Origin of the sequence: Stenotrophomonas maltophilia group sp. msm1 (genome assembly GCF_032025805.1) — a bacterium.
Taxonomy (GTDB): Bacteria; Pseudomonadota; Gammaproteobacteria; order Xanthomonadales; family Xanthomonadaceae; genus Stenotrophomonas; species Stenotrophomonas hibiscicola.
Map to the genome: position 1 here is coordinate 87769 of NZ_JAVSKH010000002.1, position 17377 is coordinate 105145.

Sequence of the window (17377 nt, forward strand, 5' to 3'; positions counted from 1 at the left end):
GGTCGGGGCGGTGGCGCTGGCCATCGCCCGGCTCAGGCCTGGGTACCGCCGACGGTGATGCCCTCGATCAGCAGCGAGGGCTGGCCGACACCCACGGGCACGCTCTGCCCGTCCTTGCCGCAGACGCCCACGCCCTCGTCCAAGGCCAGGTCATTGCCGACCATGCGCACCTTCTGCATGGTTTCCGGACCGTTCCCGATCAGGGTCGCGCCCTTCACCGGCGTGGTGACGCGGCCATCCTCGATCAGGTAGGCCTCGGTCGCCGAGAACACGTACTTGCCGCTGGTGATGTCGACCTGGCCGCCGCCGAAGTTGACCGCGTACAGGCCCTTCTTCACCGAACGGATCATCTCCTGCGGGTCGTGCTGGCCGGCACGCATGTAGGTGTTGGTCATGCGCGGCATGGTCATGTGCGCGAATGATTCGCGGCGGCCATTGCCGGTAGGCGCCACGCCCATCAGGCGCGCATTGAGGCTGTCCTGCATGTAGCCGACCAGGATGCCGTCCTCGATCAGCGTGGTGCACTGGCTGGGATGGCCCTCGTCGTCGATGTTCAACGAACCGCGACGTCCGTCCAGCGTGCCGTCATCGACGATGGTCACGCCCGGGGCGGCAACGCGCTCACCGATGCGGCCCGCGTAGACGCTGGTGCCCTTGCGGTTGAAGTCGCCTTCCAACCCGTGGCCAACCGCTTCATGCAGCAGCACGCCCGGCCAGCCCGGACCGAGCACCACCGGCATCACCCCGGCCGGAGCCGGAACGGCGTCCAGGTTCACCAGCGCCTGGCGCAGCGCCTCGCGGGCGAAGGCCTCGGGGCGCCCGTCCGCAAACAGTTCTTCATACCCGTAGCGGCCACCGCCGCCTGCATAGCCGGACTCGCGGCGACCGTGGTGCTCGACGATCACCTGTACGTTCAGGCGCACCAGCGGCCGCACATCAGCACCCAGCACACCGTCGCTGCGTGCGATCAGCACCGTGTCGACGCCGCCGGACAGGCTCACCATCACCTGCTTCACGCGCGGGTCGGCGGCACGCAGGTAGCCATCCAGGCGCTTGAGCACCTCGACCTTGGCCTCGTTGCCGATACCATCGATCGGGTCCAGCGCCGGGTACAGCGCGCGCGCGTTGCCACGCAGTAGCGATCGCCCGGATTGGGCACCGCCTTCGCGTGAGATCGCACGTGCCGACTGCGCCGCCGCCAGCAGCGCGTCGGCGTGGATGTCATCGGAATAGGCGAAGCCGGTCTTTTCGCCGGAAATTGCCCGCACGCCCACGCCCTGTTCGATGGAATGGGCGCCATCCTTGACGATGCCGTCTTCCACGCTCCAGCTCTCGCGGCGGGCATGCTGGAAGTAAAGATCACCGAAGTCCACACCGGGGCCAAGCAACTGGCCGAAGGTGCGCTCCAGGCCAGCGGTATCCAGGCCGCCGGGGCGCAGCAGGCGGTCTTGGGCAAGCGTCAGGGCGATGTCAGTCATGGTTCTCGATCTGGGGATGCGGGGGCGCTCAGGCAAGCCCCGTGAACAGGAAGGCCGCGCTCACCGCGGGCGCGGCAGGCCGGTGACGGTCGGTGGAATGGCCGGCGCCGGTGCCGGCGCGGGTGGTGGAGCCTTGTCGCGGCTGCGTTCGATCACTTCCACCTTGGGCTCCTTCCATGGACCGGTCACCTTGTAGGTACGGGCGCCAATCTCGCCCAACGGCTTGGACAATACCGCATTGGTGGCCGCGCCCAACGCCGCTCCCACCGGGCCACCGGCCACTGCCCCCACCACGGTCAGCAGATTGCCGGCACGCGGGTTGACGTCGATGGTCTGGTCGAACTGCTGGTTGCGCAGGTCGGCCTGGCCGCGGATGGTGATGTTGGCTGCAGGGCCTTCGATCAGCACCTTGTCGGTGCGCGCCATGCCCTGGCCGAACTGCATGCTGCCGTCGATCTGGTTGAACGCGAAGCCCTTGGAGAAGAAGTCGCGGAAGTCGAACATCAGGCGCCGCGGCAGCTGGGTCACGCTGAGCAGGCCCAGCACGCGGCCAGCACCCGGCTCCAGCTCCAGCAGCTGGCCGTTGCGTGCGTGCAGGTCCAGGCGGCCCTGCAGGTTGCCCAGCTGGAAGTCCGACGGCCCCCCGCTCCAAGTGGCCTGCAGCTGGGCCTGGCCGGAGCCACCACGCAGCTGGCCGCCGTAGTCCAGGTTCTGCATCAGTCCGCCCAGATCCTCGCTGCGCACCTGGGCGGTCAGCTCGGTGCGGGCTCCGCCGGCACGGCCCAGCCAGCGACCGCTGATGTCGATCTCCTGGTCCGGCGCGCGGAAGCGCAGCTCGTCCACGTTCAGGCCATTGGCCAACGGTCGTGTGCGCAGCACCGCCTGGCCCAGCACCACCTTGCCGAACTTGAGGTCGGCGATGTCCAGCGCGAACGGCGGCAGCTTGGCCGGGTCCATATCGTTGGCGCCGGCCTGGACCCGGGCCGGTGCGGCCGGTGCATCCGGAGCTGCCGGCAGCGATTGCCAGTGCACACGGTCGAGCTGGCCGCTGATGGTGCCGCCGTCAGCATTGGGGACAGTCAGGCGCCCGGCCAGCGACGGGCCCGCCAGGCGCACGTCCAGCGCCTGCGCGCCGGGATGCAGCTGCAACCGGGTCTGCTCGAAAACGCCACCGATCAGCTTCAATTGACCGACCTGCACGTCCACCGCACGCAGCGGCATCGTGTTGTCATCGCTGCCGCCCCGCGCCAGGCCGATCCACTCCAATGCGTCCAAGGTCGGGCTGCGGCCGTTGACGGTCAATCCGCTGGGCGGCGGCTCGCGATCGACATGGTCGCTGCCCAGCGTCACCTGCACGCCGGTCTGGTTGTTGTGGCTGCGCGCGGCCAGCGCCAGGCGCTGGCCGAACGCCACATCGATGCGGCCGGCACCCATCGGCAGCTGTGCGGCCACGGTGGTCGCCAGCGGCTCGGCAGCCGGTTTGTCCAGCGGCGCCGGCAGATCCAGCCGGGTGCCGACCAGATCGGAGCTCAAGCGCAGCTCGCTGGGCGGCGCAGGAGCACCTGGCGCCACCTTGGGCAGGTTGACCGCGATGGTCCACGGCGAGGTCCCGGTGATGTAGGGCTTGAGCCAGGCCATCTCCGGTGCGCGGTCGATCAGCACGCCGGAGTCAAGCGTGGCCGACAGCTTCGATTCGAAGGCCAGTCTGCTGTCGTGCACGTAGCCACCAGCACGCAGGCTCAGGCGGCCGTCCTGGCCGAGGTGGCGCACCGACAGTTCCTCGGCATCGAAACCGCCATTGCTGTAGCGCGCCTGCCCGTGCATGTTGTCGAAGGCGAGCTGGAAACGCTTGTCGACCAGCTTCACGCCGGCCAGGTCAACCGTCCCCTGCAGATGGCCACCGCCTTCATCGTGGTGCAGCGGTTGCAGCAGATCGAAGGTCACATGCGCCGGGCCCGCTGCGGTGAGGTTGTCCAGGGTATCGCCATAGTCCTTGTGCAGCGGGCTCTGCCGCAGCATGGCCAGCAGTCTGCCGGCCTCGCTCTGTGCATCGGCGCGCACGTACAGCGGCTGCTGCCCGAAATCCTGGATGCCCGCCTCGAACTTCTGCACCGCCACGCCGGCCAGGTCGCCGCGCCCATGCATGTCGAAGCCGGGGCCGATGAAGGCGATATCGGCATCGACCTGGCTCATCAGCGGCCAATCATGCTGGAAGCGGATGTCGCCATTGGTGATGTGGCCGGTGGCCTCGAAGCGGCCATCGTTGTTGTCGAACGGCCAGTCGTCCAGGTCACCGGTGACCAGGCCGACGCCGCCACGTACCTGGCCGCCGGCCAGTGCCATGTCCAGCCAGTCGGTGGCGCCCTTGCTCATCTTGGAGTGGATCCAGAAGCGCTTGGCCGCCGTCATCGGCACGTCGTCCAGCTTGGCGGCCAGCTGCAGCCACGGCCGCGTACCGTCGCCCTGGAACCACACACAGCCGCGCACGTCGGCCGCATAGTCGGTACCTTCCACACGCATCGCCGGCGTCCCGATCCGCCAACCACCGCCCTCGTCGCGCCAGCCCACGATCTGCCCGGCCAGCTGCAGGTCGTGGCGCACGCCGAAGCCGGTGGGCCAATCGAACTGCAGCTGCCGTTGCGGCTGCAGCTGCAGGCTGAAGCCGTTGGCATCGCCTTCGAAACGCCCGCCAAGGCCGCGCAGCCCCGGTGAATTGCCGACGCTTGCAAAGCCCAGCGACTGCAGTTCACCCTGCGCCCACAATGGGCCATCGCGTTCGCCGGCCAGCTGCAACGCGCGCACGTCCAGCTGCGGCCTGGACAGGAACAGCCAGCGACGCAGGCCCGGCTCAAGGCGATCGCTCAGAGCCAGCGCACGCAGCACGATGCCGGCCTGCACTTCACCGGAACGCACCCGCAGCTGTTTGCCGACCTGCAGCTGCAGGCCATCGAGGCGCTGCTCGCCGTCTTCATTCTTCAGCCGCAGCCGCGGTACCTGCAGCGCCCAGCCCTCGGCCTGGCGCTGCCAGCGCAGGCGGGCCTGCAGTCGCTGCAGCTGCAGCTGCGGCGCCGCCATGCCGGGTATCGGTGCGCCATCGATGCGCACGTCGCGCAGGTCCGAATCCGTGGTCACCGCCACCGGCACGAAATCGCGCAGGGTCAACCACAGGTTGAGTTCGCCCTTGCCCTCGCGCAGGCGCACACCGCCGGCCGCCAACAGCGGAGACCAGGCATGGAAATCGACCGGATCGGCGCCCAGCCAGGCCTCGCCGTTGCCACGCGTGCGGTCCACATCCAGCACCGCAGTCAATGGCAGCGCTTCGGCCTGGGCCCAGGCGCGCACGCCCACGCGCAGGCGATCGCCATTGACCCGCAGGCGCAGGTCGATGCGCGGCAGCGTGGTGTCGATGTCCAACGTCGGCGAGTGCACGCCCAGGCGCCCCTCGATCACCTGCAGCTCGCCCAGCCGGCGCAACGCATCCAGCGGATCTCCACCGTCGGCGGACTGTGGCAGCCCACGCACCGACCAGCGACCGCTTGCATCCTGCTGCAGATCCAGCGCCAGCCCACGCAGGCGCAACTCGGTCAGCGAACGGCCAGGCAACAGGCCGCTGTACATCGATACCAGCACCTCGGCCTCGCCAATGGCCAGGCCGCGGCCCGCGCCGATATGCAGGCCTTTGAGCTGCAGCAACGGGCCACGACGGGTCCAGGCCGTCTGCAGCTGGTCGAAACGCACCGGCTGGCCGGCACGTTCGCTCAGCCAGGCCGCAATCCTGTCGGGGTGGCGCTCGGCCAGCGGCAGCAGCTGGCTGAGGGTGCCCACCAGCAGTGCCAGCCCGACCAGGCCCACCGCGCAGGCGGCAATGAGATGACGGCGGATCCTTCGCAGTCGCAGGCGCGGCGGCGCGCTCATCGGCCACCGCCGGCCTGCAGCCGGCGAGGATCAGAGCAGAACGACATCGAACTGCTCCTGCAGGTATTGCTCGTCCGCCTGGAAGCGGATGCTCTTGCCGAGGAATTCCTCCAGCTCGGCCACCGCCGCCGATTCCTCGTCGGTGATGCGCGCGACCACCTTGGTCGAGGCGATCACCAGCAGGCGCGCGGCGTCGAACTGGCGCACCGCGCGGGTGATCTCGCGGAAGATCTCGTAGGTCACCGTCTCGGTGGTCTTGATGCTGCCGCGGCCGCTGCACTGCGGGCAGGTTTCCGACAGCTGGCGCTCCAGGCTTTCCACCGTGCGCTTGCGGGTCATCTCCACCAGGCCCAGCGGCGAGAAGTCATAGACTGTTGTCTTGGCATGGTCGCGCGCAAGCGCCTTTTCCAGCGTGCGCAGCACCTGGCGGCGGTGCTCGGCATCATCCATGTCGATGAAGTCGATGATGATGATGCCGCCCAGGTTGCGCAGCCGCAGCTGCCGCGCCACCGCCTGCGCAGCCTCCAGGTTGGTGCGGAACACCGTTTCTTCCAGGTTGCGCTGGCCGAGGAACGAACCGGTATTGACGTCGATGGTGGTCATCGCCTCGGTCTGGTCGATCACCAGGTAGCCACCGGATTTCAACGGCACCTGCTTGTCCAGCGCGCGGCCGATCTCGTCCTCCACCCCGAACATGTCGAAGATCGGGCGATCGCCGGAATACAGCTCCAGCTTCTCGGCCAGCACCGGCATGTACTTGGCGACGAAGGCCTGCAGCTGGCCGAAGGTTTCCTTCGAGTCCACCTTCACCTTGTCCACATCCTTGCGGATCAGGTCGCGCACCGAACGCAGCGGCAGGCTCAGGTCTTCATAGATGATGCTGCACGAGGGCGCTTCGCGGCCACGGCGCTCGACCACGTTCCACACGCGCGACAGGTAGGCGATGTCCTCGGCGATGGCCTCGGCCGGCTGGCCTTCGGCGTTGGTGCGCACGATGTAGCCGTAGCCGCCGTGCTGCGCCGACAGCTCGGTCACCAGCGCCTTCAGGCGGGCGCGCTCGGCTTCGTCCTCGATGCGCGCCGACACGCCCACCACCTTGGACTGCGGCAGCAGCACCATGTAGCGCGAGGGAATGCTGATCTGCGTGGTCAGGCGCGCGCCCTTGGTGCCGATCGGGTCCTTCACCACCTGCACGACGATGTCCTGGCCGTCACGCAGCAGCTCGACAATCGGCACGCTGGCCGGCGGCGGCAGGGTGGTGTTCTCGGTATCGGCACTGGCCACCGGCGCCGGCCGCACCACGTCATTGGCGTGCAGGAACGCGGCGCGCTCCAGCCCGACTTCGACGAAGGCGGCCTGCATGCCGGGCATGACCCGCTGCACCTTGCCCTTGTAGATGTTGCCGACCACACCCCGGCGCCAGCCACGCTCGATGTGCAGTTCCTGCAGCATGCCATTTTCGATCACCGCGACCCGGGTCTCGCGCGGGGTCACGTTGACCAGGATTTCCTCAGACATCTGCAGCCTCCCTGGCGGCATCGGCGGTGGGGGCCGGCACGCCGCAGCGCGCCAGCAAACGATCGGTGTGCAGCAACGGCAGCCCCATGACGCCGGAGTAGCTGCCGGACAGGTGCTCGATCCAGCGCTCGGCCCCGCCCTGGATGGCGTAGGCACCGGCTTTGTCCAGCGGTTCGCCGGTGGCGACATAGGCGGCGATGTCGGCAGCGTCGATCGGGGCGAAGGTCACTTCGGAAATGACCAGTTCGCTGTCCAGCCCGTCCGCGCCGACCACCACTACGGCTGTCATCACCTGGTGGGTACGCCCGGCAAGACGCGCCAGCATCCCCCGGGCATCGGCAGCGTCGGCGGGCTTTCCAAACACCTCGCCATGCAGCACCACCTCGGTGTCCGAACCAAGCACCCGCGCCTGCGGGTCATTGGCCAGCACCCGGGCCAGGCCGGCGCGCGCCTTGTCGGCGGCGACCCGGCAGACGTACTGTTCGGCGCTTTCAGCGGGCGCACGCTGCTCGACGACCTCCAGATCCAATGCCTGGAAGGGGCGTCCGAGTCGGGCCAGCAGCTGGTTGCGTCGGGGGGAGCGGGAAGCTAGGTAGAGCATCGGCACAGCATAACCTGAGGCCGCCACCTGAATCGTCGGCAACCCGTCCCGGAACGCGTTCAACCCCGAACGGACTCACAACGCGTTCATCGCTACGGCACCACCCTCAACGGCACAACAAGGAGATCCCATGCGCCTGACTGCCACCCCGCTGCTGCTCGCCCTGTCCCTCGCCCTTGGAACCTCGATGACCGCCCATGCCGCTCCGTCCTCGCCATCGATCGCCGCACCGGCCGAGGGCACGCTGCTGAACATCTCGGCCAATGCCGAGGCCACCCGCGTGCCTGACGTGGCCACGCTGTCGGCCGGCGTGGTGAGCCAGGCTGCCGATGGCAACAGCGCCATGCGCCAGAACGCCCAGCAGATGGACAAGGTGCTGGCCGCGATCAAGGCCGCCGGCATCGCCGAGCGCGACGTGCAGACCAGCGGCGTCAGCCTCAACCCGCAGTACCGCTACGCCGACAACGAAGCGCCGAAGATCACCGGTTACCAGGCCAGCAACACGGTCAGCCTCAAGGTGCGCGACATCGCCAAGCTCGGCAAGGTGCTGGACGCGCTGGCCGCGCAGGGCGCCAACCAGATCAACGGCCCGAGCTTCGAGATCGACCAGCCGGAACCAGTGTATGACGAAGCCCGCCTGGCTGCGCTGAAGAAGGCCCAGGCCCGCGCCCAGACCTATGCCAAGTCACTGGGCCTGCAGGTGCGCCGCATCGTCAGCATCTCCGAGAACAGCAATGGCGGTTTCCGCCCGATGCCGATGATGCGCACCATGGCGGCCGGTGCGGCGATGGACAAGGCCACCCCGGTCGCGCCGGGTGAATCCACCGTCTCGGTCAACCTGGACGTGGTGTTCGAACTGGGTCGCTGAGCCGTTGGTCATTGCCGACAGAGGCGGGTTCCCCAGGGGACCCGCCTTTTTTCGTGCATTCCGACGGCAGTGGCTGAAGGCCAGCCCAACACGGGTGCCCCTGCCTCTATGCAGTGGCCGCCCGGGCGCGCTACTGATGCACTGCCAGCCGCGTGCGGCAACCCCGCCACGGGCCCTGGTGCGTTGAGGACTTCGTCACTGGCATGGAGGTGGACCATGGTTCGTACGTATCCCGTTGCATCCCTGCACTTCGACCCCGCCCGCGTTGCCGCCTGGAGCGCGGCGATCGCCCTGCACCTGCTGGCCTTCCTGTTGTTGCTCATCCCTGCGACCTACCAGGCCGTGCAGGCCCCGCGTGAAAAGACCACGGTCAGGCTGATCGAGAAGATCCCGCCAACGCCGCCGCCCCCGGTGCTGGAACAGCCCAGGGAGGTCGCCCGGGTCGTACCGAAGCCACAGACGCAGCCGGCCGCGCCGCCGCTTCCAGCTCCTACCGCAACCGTGGAAGAAGCCCAGGGCATCGCGCTGCCGGCCGCCGAACCGGCCCCGCCCCAGCTTGCACCGAGCATCGATACCTCCGCACCACTGGCCGGTGCCCAGCTGCAGTACCGCAGCGCCCCGCCGCCGGCCTATCCGCTGGCGGCATTGCGCAACCGCGAACAGGGCACTGTGCTGTTGCGGGTAGAGGTGGACACCCGCGGGCAGCCGACGGGGGTCAGCATCGAGCGCAGCAGCGGTTCGCGCAGCCTGGACCAGGCCGCGCGCCTGCAGGTGCTCCGGCACTGGCGCTTCGAGCCGGCCCAGCGTGATGGCGTGGCGGTACCGGCCATCGGCATGGTGCCGGTGCAGTTCTCGCTGCCGGAGTGAAGTGATCGCCGGCCCGGCCCCCTGCCGGGCCGGCGCTTCCCTGCACGTGCCAACGGACGGAACCGGATCAACCGTTACCGATTAAGCAAAAATTCACGGCTTCGTCACCTATCGGAAACCTAGATTGATCCGTCCCGGAATCTTCCGGAGACAGCCCTCAACGCTACGGTTTTCCAGTTAGGAGAGAAGCTGTGAAACACCTGATCCAACGGCCCGCCAGCCGCCGCCGCAGCACTCTGGCATCGTCCATCACCCATATCCTTACCGGCAGCACCCTGTTGCTGGTTGGCGCCGCGGCTTCCACCTCCGCCTTCGCGCAGGACAAGGCCACCAACCTGGACCGCATCACGGTCACCGGTTCGAACATTCCGCGCACCAACACTGAAACGCCGTCGCCGGTGCAGGTAGTAACCCGCCAGGAAATCGACCGCACCGGCAAGACCACGGTTGCCGAATACCTGCAGACCCTGACCGCTGATGGCTCCGGCTCCATCCCCAAGACCTTCGGCAACGGCTTTGCCGGTGGTGGCGCCGGCATTTCGCTGCGCGGCCTGGGCGCGGGCTCGACCCTGGTCCTGTTGAACGGCCGCCGCATGGCCACCTACGGCCTGGCCGACGACGGCCAGAAGGTCTTCACCGACCTGAGCACCATTCCGCTCGATGCCGTCGAGCGCGTGGAAGTGCTCAAGGACGGCGCCTCGGCAATCTATGGCTCCGATGCCATCGCCGGCGTGGTCAACATCATCCTGCGCAGCGACTTCCAGGGCGCCATCCTGCGTGGCTCCTATGGCCTGTCCGGTGACAGCGATGGCGACGCGAAGAAGGCGACCCTGACCGCCGGCACCGGCGACCTGGCCACTGACGGCTGGAATGCCTTCTTCAGCCTGGACGTCGGCAAGACCGACGCGATCAAGATCAGCGATCGCAAGAACCGCAAGTGGATCGGCACCGGCGACATCCGTCCTTGGGGCTATGGCAACAATGCCCAGTTCCTCGGCGGCGCCTACCTCAATGGCCGCACCAGCGGAGGCGTCGGTCCGAATGGCTCGGTGTATGACGACCGCAATGTCACAGCGACCAATCCGGCAAGGCTCGTGCCACTGCCCGGCTGCCAAGGCCTGACCACCATCCCGGGCCAGACCGACGCGTCAGTGGCGGCCCAGGGCTGCCTGTGGGATCCGGCGCAGCAGTTCCGTGATCTCACGCCTGAAGAGAAGTACGTCAACGTGTTCGGCCGCGCCAGCTTCGCCTTCGGCGAAGGCGGCGAGGTCTACACCGAGATCGGCTACTCGAAGAAGGAAACGATCTTCAGCAACACACCGTCCGGCGTCTCCGGCAGCTGGGGCTATCCCCTTGGCCCGCGCAATGCCAGCAGCGGCCCGGGCGCCGTGGTGCTGTCGCCGACCCATCCCGACAATCCGATCCAGGGCCAGGCCTCGCGCCTGCGCTACTCGGCCTGGGATGTCGGCCCGCGCGTGACCAACAACACCAATGAGTTCAACCGCTTCCTGGTCGGCGTCAAGGGCAACTGGGGTGACTGGAGCTACGACACCGCCTACCTGCACTCCGGTACCGATCTGGTGAACAAGCGCACCGGATTCCTGCGCTACAGCGCTGTACAGTGCGCGCTGGGCAACCCGAACTGTGCCGGCGGCGTGTGGCGTATTGGCGACAATGCCAACCTCAACTCGCAGGCGCTGTACGACTACATCTCGCCGACCATCAGCGCACGCGCCAAGTCCAGCCTGGACATGTTCGACTTCACCGTGTCGCGCAGCCTGATGGACCTGAAAGGTGGTCCGCTGGGCCTGGCAATCGGTACCGAGTGGCGTAAGACCAGCAACAGCCTGACCCCGCAGACTTACACCGACCAGGGTGACATCATCGGCCTGGGCTATTCGGCCTATGACGGTACGCAGAATGTCTACGCCGGCTACGTCGAACTGTCGGCACCGGTGCTGGAGCAACTGGAACTTTCCGGCGCGCTGCGTTACGACAAGTACGAAAGCGGCGAAGGCAAGGCCACGCCGAAGCTGGGCATCAAGTGGACCCCAGCCGACTGGATCGCTCTGCGTGCCAGCTACGCCGAAGGCTTCCGCGCCCCCAACCCGGCCGAGAACGGCGATGGTGGCCTGGCCGCCTTCTCCAACGCCCGCGATCCGGTGCGCTGCGCCGTCAGCCCGCCGGCCGATGTCGGCACCAACTGCAGCTCGCGCCCGGTCGCGATCATCACCCGCCCCAACAAGGACCTGAAGCCGGAAGAGTCCAAGAGCTACTCGGTGGGCATCGTGCTGCAGCCGACCTCCACCACTTCGATGACCGTGGATGCCTGGCAGATCAAGCGCACCAACGAAATCGCCCAAGGCTCCACGGCCGATGCCATCGCCGCCGGCAACGTGCTGCGTGACATCGACCTCATCAACGGCATCGTTGGCACCGGCAGCATCCTGGCGGTCAACACCGCGTACATCAATGCGGCATCCACGCGCGTGCGCGGTATCGATACCGATATCCGCCAGACCTTCGATATCGGCCCGGGCCAGCTGGAAATGGACCTGCAGTGGAGCCATGTGCTGAAGTACGAGCGCACCGACTCCGACGAGACCTTCGACTATGCAGGCACCCACGGCAACTGCGACGTGACCAACTGCATCGGTACGCCAAAGGATCGGATCAACTTCGGTACCACCTGGCGTCAGGGGCCGTGGAGCGTGAGCGGCGTCGCCAACTACATCTCCAAGATGGACAACAAGGATTTCCGTGGTCCGGAGGGTTCGTACCAGTTCTCCTACGCCGACGGTACCGACGTCACCAAGATCTCCTCGTTCACCACCTTCGATCTGTCCGGCCGCTGGAACATCACCGAAGCCTTCGAACTGAACGCCTCGGTGCAGAACGTGTTCGATCGCATTGCGCCGCTCGATCCGACCACCTACGGTGGCGTGAACTACAACCCGCTGCACTTCAGCGGCGCCATCGGTCGCTACTTCACCGTCGGCGCCAAGTACACCTTCAAGTAATACCGTTCAACGCATCAACTTCGGAGGCCCGGGCAGCAGCCCGGGTCTTCGTCGTTGCACGCCTTGCATGCACGTTCACAGGCACGTGGCTACCGTGTGCAAGCGGCACTACCGCCGCAGGGGATCACCATGGCCACGACATCGCAACGCCTGGGCCTGCCCGCGTTGACTGCACTGGTAGTTGGCTCGATGGTAGGCGCCGGCATCTTCTCATTGCCGCAGAACGTGGCGCGCAGCGCCGGGCCGGCCGCCGCGCTGATCGGCTGGGCGGTCAGTGGCGCCGGCATGCTGACGCTGGCCTTCGTGTTCCAGGCCCTGGCCAACCGCCGGCCGGATCTTGATACCGGCATCTACGCATACGCGCGTGAGGGCTTCGGCAACTACATCGGGTTCTCTGCGGCCTGGGGCTACTGGGTCGCCTCGGTGCTTGGCAATGCCAGCTTCTTCGTGCTGATCTTCAGCGGCCTCGGCCATTTCCTGCCAGTGTTCGGCGAAGGCAACACGTCTGCCGCCGTGGCGGCGTCGTCAGTGCTGCTGTGGACCGTGCACATGCTGGTGCTGCGTGGCCTGCGTACGGCGGCCATTGTCAATGGCCTGGTGACGGTGGCCAAGCTGCTGCCGATCACGCTGTTCCTGATCCTGGCAGCAGGTGCGTTCCGCATGGAGGTGTTCCGTGCCGATTTCCTTGGCACGCCCGCGCTCGGCGATCTCGGCCAGCAGCTGCGCGGCATGATGCTGGTGACCGTGTGGGTATTCATCGGCATCGAGGGCGCCAGCATCTATTCACGGCGTGCGGCGCGCCGCGCCGACGTTGGCCGCGCCACGGTGATCGGTTTCCTGGGGGTCTGGCTGCTGCTGGTGCTGGTCAGCCTGCTGTCGATGGGCGTGCTGTCGCAGGCCGAACTGGCCGGGCTGCCCAATCCGTCGATGGCCTATGTGCTGCGCGCCATCGTCGGCGAATGGGGCGCGACGGTAATCATCATCGGTTCGATCATCTCCGTCCTCGGTGCATTGCTGGCCTGGGTGCTGCTGTGCGCCGAAGTGCTCTATGCCGCCGCGGGCGACGGCACCATGCCCGCCTTCCTCGGCCGCGAGAACGCGTGTGGTGTGCCGGCCAATGCACTGTGGTTGAGCAATGGCCTGATCCAGTTGTTCCTGCTGCTGGTGCTGGTCAGTTCGGGCAGCTACACCGGGCTGGTGCTGCTCGCTGCGTCGATGAGCCTGGTGCCCTACTTCCTGTCCACCGCGTTCGGCGTGCAACTGGCCTGGCGCGGACAGTCCTACGCGGGTGAGCCACGCGTGCGCTGGCGCGATTTCGTGGTCGCGCTGCTGGCCAGCGCCTACGCGCTGTGGCTGGTGTATGCCGGCGGCCTGAACAACCTGCTGCTGTCGGTGCTGCTGTACGTGCCCGGCGTTGTTCTGTTTGCGCAGACCCGGCGCCAGCGCGGCGAGCCGGTTTTCACGCGCTGGGAGTGGGCGCTGTTCGGCGCGATCCTGGCAGTAGCAATCGCCACGCTGGTAGCGTTCTGGAAGGGCCGGATCACGCTGTAGCGCCGAGCGCGTGCCCGGCTTGGAGGATGCAGCCGAGCATGGGCTCGCCGCCACAACACGGCAAAAAAAAACCTGCATCTCGCGATGCAGGTTTCTCAAGGTGGCGCCCGAAGTTGGACTCGAACCAACGACCCCCTGATTAACAGTCAAGTGCTCTAACCGGCTGAGCTATTCGGGCAGACGACTAGTATAACCATTCTTCACGCGCGATGGTAGGGGTGATTGGCGATCATTGCGGCAGCCCGATACAGCTGCTCGGCCACCACCAGCCGCACCAGCATGTGCGGCAGCGTCAATGGTCCAATCGACCACTTCTCATCGGCCAACGCGGATACTTCCGGCGAATGCCCTTCCGGGCCACCGATCAGGAACGCCAGGTCCCTGCCCTGCCCGCGCCAATGCTCCAGGCGTTGTGCCAGCTGTTCGGAGCTGAGCTGGCGGCCCGGCACATCCAGCGCCACCACATAAGCGTTCTTCGGCAGCGCAGCGATTACCCGCCTGCCTTCATCCTCCGTGGCGCGGCGCGGATCGCGGCCCTTGCCGCGCAGGCCAGGCTCGATTTCGACCAGCTCGAACGGCAGCCAGTGCGACAGCCGCTTCTGGTACTCGGCGAAGCCCTGCGCGACCCAGCTGGGGGCGCGTTCACCGGTGGCGATCAGGCGGGCTTTCATCAGCGGTCCTCCAAAACGTCGACGGCGCCCCCGGCGCCGTCGAAGGGATGCATCATCGTGTGGCTCAGGCCACTTCGTCGTCGCTGGACGGCGGCTGGTCGCCGACGGTCCACAGGCGCTCGAGGGCGTAGAACTCACGCACGCGCGGCAGCATCACGTGGACGATAACGTCGCCCAGGTCGACCAGCACCCACTCGGCCTCGCGCTCGCCTTCCACGCCCAGTGGCATCACGTCCAGGTTCTTGGCGAAGCGCACGACTTCATCGGCAATCGACTTGACGTGGCGGGTCGAGGTGCCCGAAACGACGATCATGTAATCGGCAACGCTGGACCGGCCGCGCACGTCGATCTCGACCAGGTCCTTGGCCTTCAGGTCTTCGGTGGCTTGGCGGACGCTGGCCAGCAGTTCCGGCACGGACGGCGGCGGGCTGGGAAGATCGACCTTGATGGTCTGGGGCTGGGTCTGGTTGCTCAAAGTGGATCGACTCGATAAACGTGGGGGCGATTATACGGGGATGGCGCGGCCGCGCCATTCACGCCGTGGCCGGGCGGTACAGCCCGTGTGCAGCGACATAGTCGGCCACGGCCGGTGGCAGCAGTGCGCGCCAGGGCCGCCAGCGGCAATCTGCGAGCGCACGGCGCTGGCTGATTCCTCGCGCAGCGGGTGGTGCAGGCGCAGGACGCGCCCGGCCGGGCTGGCGAACAGGGCCTGCTCATTGTCGGCCCAGCGCCCTTGCAGGGCACGCCCCAGCTCGCCATCGATCGACGCCTGCAACGGACTGCCCGGCCGTTCGGCCACCACGAAGTGGGCCAGGTCGAACAGGGCCTCCCATTCGTGCCAGCCGGACAGGCCCAGCAGGCTGTCGGCGCCCACCAGCCAGGCCAGCGGCCGGCTCGGGCCCAGCTCGCCACGCAGCTCGCGCAGGGTGTCGACGGTGTACGACGGACGACCGGGGCAGCGGGCGGCACGATCCAGTTCGCGGCGGTCCAACAACAGCCCCGGCTCGTCGCCGATGGCCAGCGACAACATCGTGCAGCGCTGCTCAGCGGTGGCACCGGGCACCGCGCGGTGCGGCGGATCGGCGGCCGGCAGCAGGCGCACGGCGACCTGCAGTTCATCACGGGCCGCACGCGCGATCGCCAGGTGCCCAGTGTGCACCGGATCGAAGGTGCCCCCGTAATAGATCCGCAGGCTCATTGCTCAGGCCCGCGCCAACAGGCGCACGGCACGCGGTTCGGCCACCACCACCAGCAGGCGCTCCAGCGCCAGCCAGGCATCACCCTCGGCGCGGCCCTTGGCGATGCGGTCAACCAGCCCGGCTTCGGCCACGAAGCGTTCCCAACGCTTGCTTTCCGGATGCCGCTGCAGCGCGCGCTTGTACGGGGCCTGCCGCGATTCCCAGATACCGCGCGATTTCATTTCAGCCGCCAGGTTGCCGCCACGGGCCTGCACCCGGGCCAGGCCAGCGCCCGCCAGCAGCTCGCGGATCACCATCGGCATCAGCGCAGCCACCGCCTCGCCCTCGCCGCGCAGTCCGGCCAGCATGCGCAGCACCGCCGGCGGTTGGCCGGAAAAGGCCGCTTCCACCAGCCGGAACACGTCATAGCGGGCGGCATCGGCCACCAGCGACTCCATGCGCTCCACGTCCAGCGGCTGGCCATCGGCCAGCAACGCCAGCTTATCGATTTCCTGGGCAGCAGCCAGCAGATTGCCTTCCACCCGCTCGGCCAGGCGCTGCACGGCGGCAGGATCGGCACGCAGTCCCTTGCCACGCAGGCGGCGCTCGATCCAGTCCGGCAATTCATGCGGCTTGACCGCCCAGGCCACCGACAGCACGCCGATGCGGTTGATCGCTTCGGCCCACTTGCCCTGGTGGGCCTTGCTCCATTCACTTGCGGTGATCATCAGCACCACGTCCGGCGCCGGGTTGGCACAGAACTGGCTGATCACTTCGGCCCCGTCCCTGCCAGGCTTGCCGCTGGGCAGGCGCACCTCAACCAGGCGGCGGGCACTGAACAGGCTGGGCGCGTTGAAGCTGGCGTCGAGCTGGTTCCAGTCGAAATCACGGCCATCGGCGTCGAACACTTCACGTTCGCCGATGCCGGCGGCGCGTGCGCGTGCGCGGATGGCGTCAGCTGCCTCCAGCACACGCAGGGTTTCCGGGCCGGCAATCAGGTAGACCGGCGCCAGCGCGGTATCAGCGCCCTGGCTGGCCAGCTGCTCCGGACGCAGTTCCATGGCCGCGGCTCAGTGCTTGGCTGCGGGGACCGGCTCGGCCGGTACCGCGCCTTCAATCGGCTTGGCTTTCGGCGCCGACAGGCTGCCGCCCTTCTCGAGCTCGGCACGCACCACGCTGTCGATGCGGCGGATGATCGAGGCGGACATTTCCCGGCGCAGCTCGTTGGCCAGGATCTCGCGTTCGGTGGTGGTACCGGTGGCGTCGGTCGGTGGCGACACGTAGTCACGCGAGAGCTCGATCACCTGCTGCGGCACCAGTTCGCTGCCATCCTCGCGACGGAAGATGAAGATCACCGCATAGCGCAGGCTGTACTCCTGGGCGCGGCCCTGCGAGTCGATGGCGATCGGCAGGTCGCCCCAGCGCTCGGACAGCACCTGCAACTGGGTACTGGGTTCGTTGCTGTCCTCATCAGCCAGCCTGGCACCGGAAGCCAGCAGGCTGCGGTTGAGCAGCTTGACCAGTTCACTGTACGGGGCGGTGGATACCACCTTCACCGGGGCGGTGTCGGTGGGCAGCATCAGCTTGTTGCGCAGATGGAAGCCGCAGCCGGCAAGGCCGAGGACAAGAACGAGGGCAAGCAGGATTCGGGTCATGGAGACAGTCTGGCGGAGCCGGGCGATCACGGCAACACACAGCCTGCCCGAAGCC

Annotated in this window: 12 protein-coding genes, 1 tRNA gene and 1 pseudogene; 4 read left to right on the plus strand and 10 right to left on the minus strand. The window is 67.5% G+C overall.

Features of this window, described 5'->3' with window-relative positions; translation table 11 throughout:
• Positions 1–32: 32 nt before the first annotated feature.
• From tldD to ROV95_RS08045, 4 genes are read right to left on the minus strand one after another with little or no spacing between them, the layout of a single operon-like run.
• On the minus strand, positions 33–1478 hold the full coding sequence (gene tldD / locus ROV95_RS08030; protein WP_019662103.1) for a metalloprotease TldD: 1446 nt from the start codon (positions 1476–1478) through the stop codon (positions 33–35).
• 60 nt (positions 1479–1538) lie between these two features.
• The gene (locus ROV95_RS08035; RefSeq protein ID WP_312543903.1) at positions 1539–5393 is read right to left on the minus strand and encodes a YhdP family protein; all 3855 of its coding nucleotides are present in this window, start codon (positions 5391–5393) and stop codon (positions 1539–1541) included.
• Between the two features lie 30 nt (positions 5394–5423).
• Positions 5424–6911 carry a ribonuclease G gene (gene rng / locus ROV95_RS08040; RefSeq protein ID WP_019662105.1) on the minus strand — a complete coding sequence of 496 codons (1488 nt, stop codon included), beginning with the start codon at positions 6909–6911 and terminating at the stop codon, positions 5424–5426.
• Complete coding sequence (locus ROV95_RS08045; RefSeq protein ID WP_021204306.1) at positions 6904–7512, minus strand: Maf family nucleotide pyrophosphatase; 609 nt, start codon at positions 7510–7512, stop codon at positions 6904–6906. The genes rng and ROV95_RS08045 overlap by 8 nt, the downstream gene beginning before the upstream one ends.
• A gap of 130 nt (positions 7513–7642) precedes the next feature.
• On the opposite strand from ROV95_RS08045, the gene ROV95_RS08050 reads away from it, so the two are divergent.
• The 4 genes from ROV95_RS08050 (at position 7643) to ROV95_RS08065 (ending at position 13818) form a co-directional block, all read left to right on the plus strand.
• Positions 7643–8380, plus strand: a complete 738-nt coding sequence (locus tag ROV95_RS08050; protein WP_021204307.1) for an SIMPL domain-containing protein — start codon at positions 7643–7645, stop codon at positions 8378–8380.
• A 216-nt stretch (positions 8381–8596) separates the two neighbouring features.
• On the plus strand, positions 8597–9247 hold the full coding sequence (locus ROV95_RS08055; RefSeq protein ID WP_019662108.1) for an energy transducer TonB: 651 nt from the start codon (positions 8597–8599) through the stop codon (positions 9245–9247).
• A gap of 191 nt (positions 9248–9438) precedes the next feature.
• Positions 9439–12267 (plus strand): TonB-dependent receptor, encoded by a 2829-nt coding sequence (locus ROV95_RS08060; RefSeq protein WP_312543905.1) that lies wholly within the window; start codon positions 9439–9441, stop codon positions 12265–12267.
• Between the two features lie 129 nt (positions 12268–12396).
• Entirely contained in the window at positions 12397–13818 is a 1422-nt protein-coding gene (locus ROV95_RS08065; RefSeq protein ID WP_312543907.1) for a basic amino acid/polyamine antiporter, read from the plus strand.
• A gap of 101 nt (positions 13819–13919) precedes the next feature.
• Here ROV95_RS08065 and ROV95_RS08070 read toward each other — a convergent pair.
• The 6 genes and pseudogenes from ROV95_RS08070 to lptE form a co-directional block, all read right to left on the minus strand.
• A tRNA-Asn gene (locus tag ROV95_RS08070) sits at positions 13920–13996 on the minus strand.
• 22 nt (positions 13997–14018) lie between these two features.
• A complete protein-coding gene (rlmH, locus tag ROV95_RS08075; RefSeq protein WP_019662111.1) occupies positions 14019–14489 on the minus strand; it encodes a 23S rRNA (pseudouridine(1915)-N(3))-methyltransferase RlmH in 471 nt (156 codons plus the stop codon).
• A 64-nt stretch (positions 14490–14553) separates the two neighbouring features.
• Complete coding sequence (rsfS, locus tag ROV95_RS08080; protein WP_005410536.1) at positions 14554–14964, minus strand: ribosome silencing factor; 411 nt, start codon at positions 14962–14964, stop codon at positions 14554–14556.
• A gap of 58 nt (positions 14965–15022) precedes the next feature.
• Positions 15023–15687 (minus strand): annotated as a pseudogene (gene nadD, locus ROV95_RS08085) (nicotinate-nucleotide adenylyltransferase).
• 3 nt (positions 15688–15690) lie between these two features.
• Positions 15691–16728, minus strand: a complete 1038-nt coding sequence (holA, locus tag ROV95_RS08090; protein WP_312543908.1) for a DNA polymerase III subunit delta — start codon at positions 16726–16728, stop codon at positions 15691–15693.
• Positions 16729–16737: 9 nt separating this feature from the next.
• A complete protein-coding gene (gene lptE, locus ROV95_RS08095) occupies positions 16738–17322 on the minus strand; it encodes an LPS assembly lipoprotein LptE (RefSeq protein WP_019662114.1) in 585 nt (194 codons plus the stop codon).
• Between the last annotated feature and the right edge of the window lie 55 nt (positions 17323–17377).

Excerpts from the sequence above, each read along its gene's own strand:
- tldD (WP_019662103.1), bottom strand. The coding sequence starts at position 1,478 with ATGACTGACATCGCCCTGACGCTTGCCCAAGACCGCCTGCTGCGCCCC.
- ROV95_RS08035 (WP_312543903.1), bottom strand. The coding sequence starts at position 5,393 with ATGAGCGCGCCGCCGCGCCTGCGACTGCGAAGGATCCGCCGTCATCTC.
- rng (WP_019662105.1), bottom strand. The coding sequence starts at position 6,911 with ATGTCTGAGGAAATCCTGGTCAACGTGACCCCGCGCGAGACCCGGGTC.
- ROV95_RS08045 (WP_021204306.1), bottom strand. The coding sequence starts at position 7,512 with ATGCTCTACCTAGCTTCCCGCTCCCCCCGACGCAACCAGCTGCTGGCC.
- ROV95_RS08050 (WP_021204307.1), top strand. The coding sequence starts at position 7,643 with ATGCGCCTGACTGCCACCCCGCTGCTGCTCGCCCTGTCCCTCGCCCTT.
- ROV95_RS08055 (WP_019662108.1), top strand. The coding sequence starts at position 8,597 with ATGGTTCGTACGTATCCCGTTGCATCCCTGCACTTCGACCCCGCCCGC.
- ROV95_RS08065 (WP_312543907.1), top strand. The coding sequence starts at position 12,397 with ATGGCCACGACATCGCAACGCCTGGGCCTGCCCGCGTTGACTGCACTG.
- rlmH (WP_019662111.1), bottom strand. The coding sequence starts at position 14,489 with ATGAAAGCCCGCCTGATCGCCACCGGTGAACGCGCCCCCAGCTGGGTC.
- holA (WP_312543908.1), bottom strand. The coding sequence starts at position 16,728 with ATGGAACTGCGTCCGGAGCAGCTGGCCAGCCAGGGCGCTGATACCGCG.
- lptE (WP_019662114.1), bottom strand. The coding sequence starts at position 17,322 with ATGACCCGAATCCTGCTTGCCCTCGTTCTTGTCCTCGGCCTTGCCGGC.